11 protein-coding genes are annotated in these 13,513 nt (G+C 63.8%); 10 read left to right on the forward strand and 1 reads right to left on the reverse strand.

Translation table 11 applies throughout. From position 1 onward, the window contains the following. Positions 1 to 145: 145 nt before the first annotated feature. Positions 146 to 859, reverse strand: coding sequence for an SDR family oxidoreductase (bdcA, locus tag OZ10_RS12795; protein WP_039565252.1), 714 nt, complete (start codon positions 857 to 859; stop codon positions 146 to 148). Between the two features lie 71 nt (positions 860 to 930). Between bdcA and OZ10_RS12800 the strand changes: the two genes are divergently transcribed. The 10 genes from OZ10_RS12800 (at position 931) to OZ10_RS12845 (ending at position 13,502) form a co-directional block, all read left to right on the forward strand. Continuing rightward, entirely contained in the window at positions 931 to 1,527 is a 597-nt protein-coding gene (locus OZ10_RS12800; protein WP_039565254.1) for a TetR/AcrR family transcriptional regulator, read from the forward strand. Positions 1,528 to 1,657: 130 nt separating this feature from the next. Further along, a complete protein-coding gene (locus OZ10_RS12805; RefSeq protein WP_039565256.1) occupies positions 1,658 to 2,188 on the forward strand; it encodes an AsnC family protein in 531 nt (176 codons plus the stop codon). Then, positions 2,178 to 2,864: a hypothetical protein gene (locus OZ10_RS12810; protein ID WP_039565257.1), complete on the forward strand. Its 687-nt coding sequence runs from the start codon at positions 2,178 to 2,180 to the stop codon at positions 2,862 to 2,864. Before OZ10_RS12805 ends, OZ10_RS12810 begins: the two co-directional genes overlap by 11 nt. A 94-nt stretch (positions 2,865 to 2,958) precedes the next feature. After that, positions 2,959 to 3,222, forward strand: coding sequence for a YlcI/YnfO family protein (locus tag OZ10_RS12815; RefSeq protein WP_039565260.1), 264 nt, complete (start codon positions 2,959 to 2,961; stop codon positions 3,220 to 3,222). A 6-nt stretch (positions 3,223 to 3,228) separates the two neighbouring features. Next, entirely contained in the window at positions 3,229 to 3,537 is a 309-nt protein-coding gene (locus OZ10_RS12820) for a type II toxin-antitoxin system RelE/ParE family toxin (RefSeq protein WP_039565262.1), read from the forward strand. Between the two features lie 40 nt (positions 3,538 to 3,577). Beyond that, positions 3,578 to 4,468 carry a restriction endonuclease gene (locus OZ10_RS12825; RefSeq protein WP_039565263.1) on the forward strand — a complete coding sequence of 297 codons (891 nt, stop codon included), beginning with the start codon at positions 3,578 to 3,580 and terminating at the stop codon, positions 4,466 to 4,468. Positions 4,469 to 4,612: 144 nt separating this feature from the next. Beyond that, complete coding sequence (locus tag OZ10_RS12830; protein WP_039565266.1) at positions 4,613 to 7,114, forward strand: type I restriction-modification system subunit M; 2,502 nt, start codon at positions 4,613 to 4,615, stop codon at positions 7,112 to 7,114. After that, a complete protein-coding gene (locus OZ10_RS12835; RefSeq protein WP_039565267.1) occupies positions 7,107 to 8,381 on the forward strand; it encodes a restriction endonuclease subunit S in 1,275 nt (424 codons plus the stop codon). Before OZ10_RS12830 ends, OZ10_RS12835 begins: the two co-directional genes overlap by 8 nt. After that, the gene (locus OZ10_RS12840) at positions 8,378 to 10,039 is read left to right on the forward strand and encodes an ATP-binding protein (RefSeq protein WP_039565271.1); all 1,662 of its coding nucleotides are present in this window, start codon (positions 8,378 to 8,380) and stop codon (positions 10,037 to 10,039) included. The genes OZ10_RS12835 and OZ10_RS12840 overlap by 4 nt, the downstream gene beginning before the upstream one ends. 121 nt (positions 10,040 to 10,160) lie before the next feature. Next, positions 10,161 to 13,502: a type I restriction endonuclease subunit R gene (locus tag OZ10_RS12845; protein WP_039565272.1), complete on the forward strand. Its 3,342-nt coding sequence runs from the start codon at positions 10,161 to 10,163 to the stop codon at positions 13,500 to 13,502. Positions 13,503 to 13,513: the final 11 nt, after the last annotated feature.

Raw genomic sequence — 13,513 nt, forward strand, 5'->3', positions numbered from 1 at the left:
CGATCACGCTCTGCCGGAAGGAAAGGCGCGTGGATCAAAACGCGGGCGGTGCAACGGCAGCTCGCCACGTGTGCCGAAGGATGTTTGCCGCCCTTGGTCGCACTAAGTGTCGAGCTGCAGCGTGGTCAACGCAGACGTCGCCGCGTCATGCCCCGAATGCGCCGTCGATCGTATGCATCGCGCCAGTCACAAAGCTCGCTTCCGGGCCCGCCAGCCAGGCCACCATGCCGGCCACTTCCTCGGCGCGGCCGTGGCGCTTGATCGCCATGAAGCTGTGCATCAGGTCTTTCATCGGCCCGTTTTCCGGATTGGCGTCGGTATCGATCGGGCCCGGCTGCACCACGTTGATGGTGATGCCGCGCGGCCCGAAATCGCGCGCCAGCCCACGGGCTAGCCCTTGCAGTGCGGATTTGCTCAGCGCGTAAGAGGCCATGCCGGGCAGCGGCATGCGGTCGCCGTTGACCGAGCCGATCACGATGATCCGCCCGCCAGGTGGCATCTGCCGCGCGGCCTCCACGGCGGCGTGGTAGGGCGCGTGCACGTTGATGCGGAACAGCCGGTCCACCGCGTCCGGATCCTGGTCCAGCGCATCGCCGAACAAGGCGATGCCGGAGTTGACCACCAGGACATCCAGCGGCCCACTGCGTCGCACCGTGTCGATGACCGCATCGCGGTCGGCGCTGTCTGCCAGCACCGCGGTGCTGCCGGTGTCACCGGCCAGGCGCTGCGCCGCCTCGGCGGAGCCGGCGTAGGTAAACGCCACTCGCGCGCCGTCGGCCACGAAGCGCCGCACGATGGCGGCCCCAATTCCCCGGCTGCCGCCGAGCACCAACACGGACTTGTTCTTGAACGCTGACATGCACCCACCTCGCTATTAATGTAGCGGGTAATACATAATAGATCTCGTCTGCCGTCAAGGGTTTTGTAACAATGACTACAGAAATCTCCCGGTCGCGCGGCCGGCCGCGGGCGTTCGACCCGGATCAAGCGGTGGCCACCGCGCAGCAGCTGTTCCATGCGCGTGGCTACGACGCACTGAGCGTGGCCGACCTCACCCAGGCGCTGGGCATCAACCCGCCCAGTTTCTACGCCGCCTTCGGCAGCAAGGCCGGCCTGTATGCGCGCATCCTCGACCGCTACGCGCAGACTGGCGCTATTCCGCTGCCGCAGATTCTGGACGCCAACCGTCCGCTGGCCGACGCCCTGGCCGACCTACTGGAGCAGGCCGCCCGCTGCTACGCCGCAGACCCCGCCGCCACCGGCTGCCTGGTGCTGGAGGGCACGCGCAGCAACGATGCGCAGGCGCGCGAGGCGGCCTGCGGCTTTCATGTCGCCGCCCAGGAGTTGATTCGCTCCCACATCGCCCAGCAGCGCCCGCACGACGCAGACCGGCTGGCGGATTTCGTCAGCACCACCATGGCCGGGCTGTCGGCCAGCGCCCGGCATGGGCAGAGCCTGGAGCGTCTGCTGGCGAGTGCGCGGTTGGCAGGGGAGGGGATTCGGGTGGCGCTACGGGGAATTGGGTGAGCGTGTCTGGCTTTCGCCGTTGAGCGGTAGACCCTCGTTTAGTCAGAGCGCTTAGCGAAGACTGCTTGCAAAAACAGCTCGCCCGCTGGATATTCCATATTCCGGAATATGGAATAAGGTGGGTTCGGCTGTGGAACTGAAGCCACAGGATCTAGTGGTGCTGTACAAGCAGGTCGCCCAGGCGGGCCAGGTCTGGACGTATGCATCCCTTGGAGAAGCGCTGGGCATGAGCCCTTCTCAGGTGCATCGCAGCGTCAAGCGCGCGGTGGCATCCGGCTTGGCGCTGGAAAAAAGTCGCGGCGAGTGGGAGACGGTGCGCACGGCGCTGCACGAGTTTGCGGTCCACGGCGTGCGTTACGCCTTTCCTGCCGTCATCGGGCCGCTAAGGCGTGGCATTCCTACGGCCTTCGGCGTGCCCCCACTGTCCACTGCCATTTCCAGCTCCCCAGGAGATGCACCGGTGTGGCCAAGCGCGCAGGGCACGGCCAAAGGCCCCAGCTTGTCGCCGTTGTCGGCAGGTGCGCCCAACGCTGCGCTGGCCGACCCTGCCTTGCACCAACTTCTGGCGCTGCAGGACGCCCTACGCAGCGGGCGTGCCCGCGAGCGCGCGCTGGCGGCGCGCTATCTCAAACAATTGCTGAGGCTTGGCGATGCGCTCTGACGATCCTAATTTGCCGCACCTGCTTGTGATTGCGAATGCATTGGGCGAGCTTTGCGAACACGTAGTCTTCCTCGGCGGAGCAGTTGTTGGCCTGCTGGTATCCGATCCATTGGCGGAAAACGTCCGCGCCACCTATGACGTCGATGCGGTGGTCAATCTTGATTGGTCCCGGTTCCGCGGTATCGAGGCGCGTGTGGAGTCGCAGGGCTTTGCGCGCGAGATGCAGAGCGGCGTCGTCTGCCGCTGGGTACACCAAGCGTCGGGCGTCATCTTCGACCTGATGCCGGTGGATGCCGGCGTGCTTGGTTTCTCCAACCGCTGGTACGCCCATGCTGTAGAGACGGCCCAAGTGGTGGCCTTGAGCGATCGCCTGTCCATCCGCTTGGTGACAGCGACAGCATTCGTGGCGACCAAGCTCGAAGCCTTCGTTACCCGAGGCAACAGTGACTTCCTTTCTAGTCACGACCTGGAGGACGTCCTCAATGTCGTCGATGGCCGGGCCGAGCTGGTGGAAGAGCTTGCCGTGGAGCATGCAGATCTTCGGCATTGGGTGGCCGACGTGTTCGAGGGGCTAGTGGATAACCCGGCGTTTGTGAACGCGTTGCCGGGATTGGTTGCCGAACCGGAGCGCGCAAGCGTCGTGCTTCAGCGCCTACGCACTATTGCATCAGCGTAGCTGCGGCATCGTCGGCTTAGGTCTGCAAAGAAAACTTGAAGCACTGCCGCTCGCTTGCGATGATGCATCGCAATTGCAACGCACTGGGCCGGCCATGAAATCCGCATCTCTTCCATCGCTCCGGGTAGACCCGGCGCTGCGCCAAGCGGCCGAGGCCGTGTTGCAAGAGGGCGAGACGCTGTCCAGCTTCGTCGAGCACTCCGTGCGCGCCCAGGTGCAGCAGCGGCAGCAGCAGGAAGCCTTCATTGAACGTGGGCTGGCCTCGCGTGACAGCGCGAAGGCGTCGGGCCACTACATCGACGCCAAGGATGTGCTGGCCGGGCTGCAGTCCAAACTGGACCAGGCGCGCAAGGGCTGAGCCAACGTGGGATTTTCCGTCTGCTTCACTCAGCAGGCGCGCGACGATCTCGCGCGGCCCTACGACTGGCTGCTACAGCGTGCCGAAGGCGACTTCACCGTGGCCGAACGTGCGCTGCAGTCCATCCGCGATGGCGTCACCGTGCTTGAACTGGCGCCGTTGAGCTGCCGCAAGGCGGGGTTGGCGGACCCGTTCTTGCGGGAGCTGGTGATCGGTTTCGGTGCCAGCGGCTACGTGCTGCTGTTTGAGGTGGAAAGCGATCAGGTCGTCACCGTTTTGGCAGTCAGGCATCAGCGTGAAGACGACTATCATTAAGCACGGCGTTCGCGCCAACGTCGTGCCACAGGGGAAGTAGATGGCCAATATCAGCAGGCGCCGCACGGGGGAATTGACCCGTGCGCTGTTCCATATCCTCAAGACCCAGCCGGAGGGCATGCGCGCCGCAGACGCGCTGGCCGCACTGGAAAAGCAGGTCGTGCTTACCGAGTACGAAGCGGGCGACTACGAAACTGGCGGCCGTCGCTTCGAGAAGATCGTGCGCTTTAGCACCGTGGCGCCCGTCAAGGCCGGCTGGCTGGTCAAGGACAAAGGCATCTGGACCCTCACGCCAGAGGGGGAAGCGGCGCTGGACGGGTATCCGGACCCAGAGGAGTTTATTCGCGCAGTGGGGCAGCTGTACAAGAAGTGGAAGAGCGCCCAGCCCGTTGCCGACGCGGTCGACGATCCCGAAGGCGAGCTCACCGAAGAATCGGCCAGCATCACGCTGGAAGAGGCAGAAGAGATGGCATGGGCCGAGATCGAGGCTTACCTTGCCGCGATGCCGCCGTATGACTTCCAGGAACTCGTGGCCTCGCTGCTACGGGCGATGGGCTACCACGTTGCCTGGGTCGCACCGCCCGGCAAGGACGGTGGCACCGACATCATCGCCTACAACGACCCGCTCGGCACCCGCCCGCCGCGCATCAAGGTGCAGGTCAAGCGCAATGCCAACTCGCCGCGGATCGATGTAACGGGCCTGCGCAGCTTTATGGCGGTTCTGGGGGAGGGCGATGTCGGGCTGTACGTCGCGCTGTCCGGCTTCACCAAGGACGCCGACTATGAGGCGCGGCAGTCGCATCGTCGCATCAATCTGATTGATGCGCGGAAGTTGGTGGAGCTATGGACCACGCACTATGCACAGCTCAGTGACGCTGCCCGCACACAACTGCCATTGAAGCCCGTCTGGTTTCTTACTGCAGAAAGCTGACAAAAGCCCTGCGAAGAAAGCTGGTGGTCTCAGTGAGATGCCTGCAAAAAACGCATCATCTAGCGCCGTCACTCCGTGCTGAGAGGCGAAACTGATGCTGATCTGTCACTCGAATTTAAGCATTACTAAAGAGACATTTGATTCATGCCATTGACTCTCCCCCAGCTGGAACGCCATCTGTTCAAGGCCGCCGACATCCTGCGCGGCAAGATGGATGCGTCCGAATTCAAGGAATACATCTTCGGGATGTTGTTCCTCAAGCGTTGCTCCGATGTGTTCGAGCAGCGCCGCGAGCAGGTCATCGCCGAGCGCAAGCGCGCTGGCGAAAGCGATGCGCAAGCCAAGGCGTCTGCCGAAAATCCGCGCTGGTACAAGGTCGAGGGTGCGTTTTGGGTTCCGCGGATCTCGCGCTACCAGACGCTGGTCAACGATGCCCACCAGAACGTGGGCGACGCGCTGAACAAGGCGCTGTCCGGGATCGAAGACACCAACAACAGCCTGGAAGGCGTGCTGGAGCACATCGACTTCACCCGCAAGGTTGGCCAGAGCAAGCTCCCCGACATCAAGCTGCGCCAGCTGATCACCCACTTCGCCCTGCATCGCCTGCGCAACGAGGATTTCGAGTTTCCCGACCTGCTGGGTGCGGCCTATGAATACCTGATCGGCGAATTCGCCGACTCCGCCGGCAAGAAAGGCGGCGAGTTCTACACGCCCCGCTCGGTGGTTCGGATGATGGTGCAGCTGCTCAAGCCCGAGCAGCATCACGACATCTATGATCCCTGCAGCGGATCGGGCGGTATGTTGATCCTGTCCAAGGACTACATCGACGAACATGGCGGCGACGGCCGCAAGGCCAATCTGTTCGGGCAGGAGTTCAATGGCACGGTCTGGTCGATCTCCCAAATGAACATGCTGCTGCATGGCATCAGCACCGCCGATCTGCGCAACGAGGATACGCTGGCCGAGCCGCAGCATGTCGCCGGTGGCGAGCTGCAGCGCTTCGACCGCGTGCTGACCAATCCGCCGTTCTCGATCAACTGGGGCACCGCCGACAAGAACGCCGACGGCAGCCCCGCCTGGGCGCCGAAGTTCCCCGAGCGCTTCCGCTACGGCCAGGTGCCGCTGGGCGCGAAGAAGGCCGACCTGATGTTCCTGCAGCACATGGTGGCCGTGACCCGCGATGGCGGCATGATCGCCACGGTCATGCCGCATGGGGTGCTGTTTCGCGGCGGCGATGAGGCACGCATCCGCGCCGGGCTGATTGCCGACGACCTGCTGGAAGCGGTGATCGGCGTGGCGCCCAATCTGTTCTACGGCACCGGCATCCCCGCCTGCATCCTGGTGCTACGTCAGCAGGTGCAGCACGGTGGCAACCGCGTCAGCGGCAAGCCGGCACAGCGCCGGGGCAAGGTGATCTTCATCAATGCCGACCGAGAGTATTTCGAGGGGCGCGCACAGAACTACCTGCTGCCTGAGCACATCGAGAAGATCGTCACCACGTTCGACGAATTCCGCGCCATCGACGGCTTTTCCGCCATCGTCGATAACGCCACGCTGCTGGAGAACGGCTGCAACCTCAACATTCGCCGGTATGCCGACAACGCCCCGGCACCGGAACCGCACGACGTGCGCGCGCATCTGGTCGGGGGCGTGCCGAGGGCCGAGGTGCAGGCCAAGGCTGCGCTGTTCGCCGCGCATGGCCTGCATCCGCAGGACCTGTTCGTTGCGCGTGACGCGGCGTATCTCGATTTTGCGCCGACGCTGACCGCCCGCGCCGAACTCAAACCTGCAGTCGAGGGCAATCCCGGCCTGCAGGCGAAGGAAGCTGCGTTGCGCGAAGCGTTCGAGGCCTGGTGGCAGGCGCAAGGTACCCGCATCACCGCGCTGGCCGGGCGCCAGAATGACGCCGCTGCGCTGGTCGCGCTGCGCCACGAATTGCTGGCCAGCTTCAGCGAAGCGCTGGAAGCAATCGGCCTGCTCGATCCGTTCCAGGTGCGCGGCATCATCGCCGGTTTCTGGGTGCAGACCCGCTACGAATTCCAGACCCTGATGGCGCGTGGCGCCCGCGGCGTCATCGACGCCTGGCGCACCAGCATCGTCACCGCACTGGAGGACAAGGCCAGCAAGGACAACCCACTGGACCACAAGCTGGTGCGTTTCCTGTTGGCCGAGTTCGTCGAGGCCATCGCCGAACTGGACGCGAAGAAGGCCGAGCTGGACAGCCAGATCAAGGCGGCCGACCCCAAGGCAGCGAAAGACGCCGATGGCGAGGACGGGGATGCCGAACCGGCCGATGCGGACGAGAACGAAGATACCGTCGATGAGGCTCAGCTCAAGGCCTGGAAGAAAGACCTGGCTGCAGTCAAGAAGCAGCTCAAGGTCCAGAAGGACAGCTTCACGAATGAGCTCGATCGCAAGGTTGATGCGCTGGACGACGCAGCGGCCGCAACGCTGCTGCTGACCATCCTGCACGACGACATGCGCGCCATCGTCGAGCGCTATGTCGCTGCGCAGCGCAAGCAGGTGGTGGTCGCGTTCGAGACGTGGTGGGATAAGTACCGGGTGACGCTGGCGGATATCGAAGGCAAGCGTGATGCGGCGGCGCGGGCGTTGCGCGGTTTCTTGAAGGGGTTGGGGTATGTCTGAGGCTCTTCCGGATGGTTGGCAGAGTCGCAGCCTGAGTTCGCTTGGCGAATATTCGAACGGGTACGCCTTCAGTAAGCAGCATTGGGCTGAGCATGGCCTCCCCATCGTACGTATTGCCCAGATTACCGGGACGCAAAAAGTCGAAGACCGTTACCCAGGCTCGCTGCCAAGTGCTTTTCGTATCACGGATGGAGATCTGATCTTTTCGTGGAGCGGTACGCTCGCAGTTGTGATGTGGGAGGGTGGGCCGGCGTGGCTGAATCAGCACCTTTTCAAGGTGACGCCATCAGAAGATGTTGATCGAAAGCTACTTTTCCACGTTCTTCGGGCTTCCGTAGCTGAGATGGAAAAGCGGACTCATGGCAGCACCATGAAGCACATAAAGCGTAGCGAGCTCGAGGAGTTCACTGCCACTCTTCCCTTGTGTAGTCGAGAACAAGTCAAGATCGCGGAAATCCTCGACACCCTCAATGCCGCCATCAATGAAACCGAGGCGCTGATCGCCAAGCTCAAGGCCGTCAAGCAGGGCCTGCTGCACGACCTACTGACGCGCGGCATCGACGCCAACGGCGTACTGCGCCCGCCGCATTCCGACGCGCCGCATCTCTACAAGCCTTCGCCGCTCGGTTGGATTCCTTGCGATTGGGAAGCAGGGCCACTTCAACTCTGGTTGTCTGAGAAACCAAAGAATGGATATTCGCCGAAAGAGGCGGGAGAGTGGACGGGCTACCAGATGTTGGGCCTTGGATGCCTAACGGGTTTTGGATTTGAGTCAAGTCAGTTGAAGAACGCTCCGTTTGCAGACGCGAGACTCGATTCGGTAATGCTGTCTGATGGTGATTTGCTCATGAGTCGAGCGAATACGCGTCAACTCGTAGGGCTTGTGGGCGTCTACACGGATGTTGGAACTCCATGCGCCTATCCCGACTTGATGATGCGATTGAAACCAACAGCTGAGACCAGTGCTCAGTATCTGCAGTTTTTCCTTCGATCCCCGATGCTGCGCAGGCAGATCCAGGCTCACGCAGTGGGGACGTCAGAAAGCATGGTGAAGATAAGCGGAAGAATTGTTCGCGACCTTGTCGTTGCGATGCCAGACGGGCAGGAGCAAGCTCGAATTCTGGATGCTCTTTCTGCTGATAGCACCAATCTTGATTCCGAACTGAAAGCTGTATCAGCATTGCGCGATCTTAAATTCGGCCTCATGGACGACCTCCTCACTGGCCGCGTCCGCGTCACCCCACTGCTGGATGCCGCCACTGCATGATCCACGCGCTGCCACCCGCCGAATCGCTGACGGTCGAGTTCAAGAGCGACCGTAGGAAGCTGTCCGACACCGAGCTGGCCGAAGCCGTGGTGTGTCTGGCCAACGCGGATGGCGGCGAGCTGTGGCTGGGCGTGGAAGACGATGGCAGGCCGACCGGCCTGCATGCGGATCACCGTCAGTTGGCCGGCTTGGCCGGCCTGGTCGCTGCGCGCACGTCACCGGCCATTGCGGTGCAGGTAGATGCGGTCGAGATCGACGGTGTGCCCGTCGCGCGGATCGTGGTGCCCAAGGCCGGCACGGTGGTGGCGACTGCCGGCGGCGTCTACCTGCGCCGCCGGCTGAAACACGATGGCACGCCTGAGTGCGTGCCGATGCTGCCGCATGAGCGCGACAGCCGCCTCGGGCAGCTGGGGCTGGTCGATGCGTCGGCCCAGCCGGTGGCCGGCGCGCAGCTGTCGGATTTCGATCCGCTGGAACGCGAGCGTCTACGCCAGGCCGTGCAGCAGTACGGCGGCGACCGGGTGCTGCTGGAGCTCGACGACGAGGCGCTGGATGGCGCGCTGGGCTTCACGACGCGCCAGCCCGACGGCCGCCGCGTGCCGACGCTGTGTGGCCTGTTGGTGATCGGCCGGGTCGAGGCGCTGCGCCAGCATGTGGCCACGCATGAGTTTGCGTTCCAGGTGCTGGCCGAGCAGGCGGTACGCTTCAATGAGTTCCGCCGCGTGCCGCTGCTGCAGGCCATCGACTGGCTAGAAACCAACTTCCGCCCGTACAACCCGGAAGAAGAACTGCAGGTTGGCCTGTTCCGCGTGCCGGTGCCTAAGGTCGACATGGGCGCCTACCGCGAGGCGGTGGCCAATGCGCTGATCCACCGCGATTACCACCGCCTGGGGGCGGTGCATGTGCGGCTGGAGAACGACGCGCTGGTGGTCAGCAACCCCGGCGGACTGGTGGATGGGGTGACGCTGGACAACCTGCTGACCACCGAGCCGCGTCCACGCAACCGCGCATTGGCCGATGCCATGAAGCGTATCGGTGTGGTGGAGCGCTCGGGGCGCGGGGTCGACACGATCTATCGCGGCCTGCTGCGCTTCGGCCGGCCGGCGCCGGACTACACGCGCACCGACAGCCACAGCGTGGTGGTACGGCTGGATACCGGTGCGGCGGACCTCAACTTCGGCCGGATGGTGGTGGAGCAGGAGCGGCGCAGCAATGGCGAACTGCCGATCGACAGCCTGATCGCGCTGGCCGCGTTGCGCGAGCTCAAGCGTGTGACCGCCGACGAGTTGGCCGCGCGCATCCAGCGAGACCCGGCCAGCGCCAAGCGGACGCTGGAGGCGCTGACCGAGGCCGGCCTGATCGAGGCGCACGGGCAGACCCGCGCGCGCAGCTACACGCTGTCGGCCGCCGTGTATCAGCGCCAGGGCGACAAGGCCGCCTATACCCGGCAAGCCGGCTTCACGAGCCTGCAGAACGCGCAGTTGGTGCTGAACTACGTGCAGCAGCACGGGCAGATCCGCCGTGCCGAGGTGATGGAGCTGTGCCGCTTGGGCGCCGATCAGGCCAAGGCCCTGTTGGGGCAGTTAAAGGAGCAAGGGCGGCTGTCCCAACATGGGACACGCCGTTCGGCCTACTACACCATCGAACCTGAGGACTGACTGGTCGTCGGCAGGCGAACTGGGCGCTTTGGGAAGCTTTGGGGCTCTTTGGGAGTTTTTGGGAGTTTTTGGGAAATATTGGGATGTTCATGGATGCCTGCATCCAGCCAGGGAGACGTTGATGGGTTGGGAGTTGGAAGACGTTGAGAAGCCTTTCGTGGCGCAGCTGCAGGCGGTGGGCTGGGCCCATCTGGCCGGCAGCCTGGACGACCCCGCCGCCACAGAACGGAGCGGCTTCGCCGAGGTCGTTCAGGAAGGCCGGCTGCGCGAGCACTTGCTGGCCCTGAATCCGGGGCCGGACGGCAAGCCCTGGCTGGACGACGCCCGCCTCGCTGACGCAGTGGCTGCGATCACGCGCCTGGGCGCGCACAAGTTGATGGAGGCCAACCAGCAAGCCACCGAGCTGCTGATCAAGGGCCTGACGGTCGACGGGCTGGCCGGCTGGGATGGTGGGCGCGGGCAGACGATCCGCTATATCGACTGGGACACACCGGGCAACAACTGTTTCACCGTGGTCAGCCAGTACCGCGTGGACTGCCCGCCCGGCTTCAACAGCGCCAAGGCCTTCATCGTGCCTGACCTGGTGTTGCTGGTGAACGGTATCCCGCTGGTGGTGGTGGAGTGCAAGAGTCCGTCCATCCCCGAGCCGCTGAGCGAGGCAGTGGACCAGTTGCGCCGCTACAGCAACCAGCGCAAGGCCGCGCTGGAAGTGGACGAGAACGAGGGCAACGAGGCGCTGTTTGCCACCAACCAGTTGCTGGTGGCCAGCTGCGTGGACGAGGCGCGGGTGGGAAGTATCGGTGCGGGCTTCGAGCACTTCGCGCAGTGGAAGACCGTGGTGGGGCCGGACGGCGCGGGATCGGAGGCGGAGGCGGCGCAACGCTTCGACAAGCAGAAGCTCAACGCGCAGGAGCGTTTGATTGCCGGCCTGCTGGCGCCAGCGAACCTGCTGGATGTGGTGAAGCACTTCCTGCTGTTCATGCAGGTGGGCGGGCAGACCATCAAATCTGTGTGCCGCTATCAGCAATACCGTGCGGTGAACCGTGCGATCGCAAAGCTCAAGCGCGGCCAGACCCGGCTGCAGCATGGCGAAAGCGATCAGCGTGGCGGCATCATCTGGCATACCCAGGGCTCGGGAAAGTCGCTGACCATGGTGTTCCTGGTGCGCAAGATGCGCGCCGAGCCGGCGCTGCGACGCTTCAAGGTGGTGGTGGTTACCGACCGCAAGGACCTGCAAGGCCAGCTGTCCGTCACCGCCACGCTCACCGGCGAAACCGTGGAGGTGGCCAACAGCACGTCAGATCTGAAAGCCCTGGCACGGCGTAAGGGGCCGGGGTTGGTGTTCGTCACCATCCAGAAGTACCGCGATGGCGACACGGCCAACGATGCGCCGCTGAAGGCCGAGGATCTGCCGGCTGCTGGACACGCGGTCAAGGAGGCGCGGGCGCTGTATGGCAAGGCCGAAGCGGCTGCGGAGCACTTTGAGGTGCTCAACGATGACGAGGCCATCCTGGTGCTGGTGGACGAGGCGCATCGCACCCAGGCCGGCGACCTGCATGCCAACCTGCTGGCCGGATTGCCCAACTGCGCGCGCATCGGTTTTACCGGCACGCCGATCATCATGGGCGAGAAGAAGCGTACACACGAGATCTTCGGCGAGTTCATCGACCGCTACACCATCAAGGAGGCTGAAGCCGATGGGGCGACGGTGCCGGTGCTCTACGAAGGGCGTACCGCCAACGGCGCCATCAAGGATGGTGCGGACCTGGACGAACTGTTCGAGGATCTGTTCCGTCAGCACACGCCGGAAGAGCTGGAAGCGATCAAACAAAAATATGCCACCAAGGGTCATATTTTCGATGCGCCTGCGCTGATCGCCGACAAGGCGCGCGACATCCTGCGCCATTACGTCGCCAACATCCTGCCCAATGGCTACAAGGCCCAGGTGGTGGCCTACAGCCGGCTGGCCGCCACGCGCTATTTCGCCGCCTTGAAAGCTGCACGCGACGAGCTGCTGCAAGAAGCCGATGCGCTGAGCCCGCAGGACAAAGGGATGGATGATGAGGCCCTGTGCCTGCGGCCGCCGAAACTGCGGGCGGTTGTGCAGGCCTGGCGCTATCGCGAGGTGCTGGCGCGTATCGAGTTTGCGCCGATCATCTCCGGCAGCAACAACGATGATCCCGGCTGGAAGCACTGGACCGACAGTGCCACCCATGAGTCGCTGATCAAACGCTTCAAGAAGCCGCTGCTGCATCCGGATATGACCAAGGCGGATCCGCTGGCGTTCCTAGTGGTCAAGTCGATGCTGCTGACGGGATTCGATGCGCCGATTGCCGGCGTGATGTACCTGGACCGGCCCATTCGCGAGGCCGAGTTGCTGCAGGCCATTGCGCGCGTCAATCGCACCGGCTTTGGCAAGCGTCGCGGCATCGTGGTGGATTACTACGGTGTGGCCCAGCACCTGAAGGAAGCGCTGGCTGCCTACGCCGATGAAGATGTGGTTGGCGCATTGGCGAGTTTGAAGGACGAAGTACCTGTGCTGCGCGATCGGCATGCGCGGGTGGTTGAGCTGTTCCGCGAGCGGGGTATCGACTCGCTGGCGGACACCGAGGCCTGTGTGGATGCACTCGGTAACGAGAAGCTCAGAGCGGAGTTCGTGGTCAAGCTCAAGGCGTTTCTTGGATCGCTGGACACGGTGTTGCCACGTCCGGAAGGTTTGCCGTTCTCGGCAGATGCCAAGCGCCTGGCCTACATCCATGCGCGCGCCCGCAATCGTTACAAGGACACGCCGGTGCTTGGGAAGGACGTGGGCGCCAAGGTGCGCAAGCTGATCGACGATCATGTGATCTCGCTGGGCATCGACCCGAAGATTGCGCCGATCCAGCTGACAGATGCCCAGTTCGATGCCCATGTAAGCCGGGCCGCGAATGACCGCGCCAAGGCTTCGGAAATGGAACACGCGGTGCGCTCGCATATCCGCAAGCACGCCGACGAGGACCCGGTGCTGTACCGCAAGCTTTCCGAGCGATTGAACGAGATCTTGCGGGCGTTGGGTGAGCAATGGAGCGAGCTGGTTGCTCAGCTGCAGGCACTGGTGGAGGACGTGCGCAACGGCAGCGCCGGTGCTGCCGATGCGCCGGCGGGTGTGCCGGAGCACTGCGCGCCGTTTCTTCGCACGGTGATGGACGTGGTCTGTGCCGGGCGCGAGCCGCCCCTTACGGAACTGCTCCGGTTGATGGACGTGACCGTGGAGCTGGTCGAGCTGTTGGTGCAGGAGCTGCAGAGCAACCGCAATATCTGGAGCCCGCACAAGCGCGCGGCACAGGAACAGCTCAATGGTTTGCTGTTCGACCGTCTGATGCGGCTGCGTCCCCCGCTGATGGACGAAGCTGCGGCGGGGCTGCTCACCGACAAGCTGATGGAACAGGCGCGTGCCAGCCACGCGCGGTTGATGCAGGTGTGATGCCATGCGAG

This window comes from Xanthomonas cannabis pv. cannabis (assembly GCF_000802365.1).
In the GTDB taxonomy this organism is placed as follows: domain Bacteria; phylum Pseudomonadota; class Gammaproteobacteria; order Xanthomonadales; family Xanthomonadaceae; genus Xanthomonas; species Xanthomonas cannabis.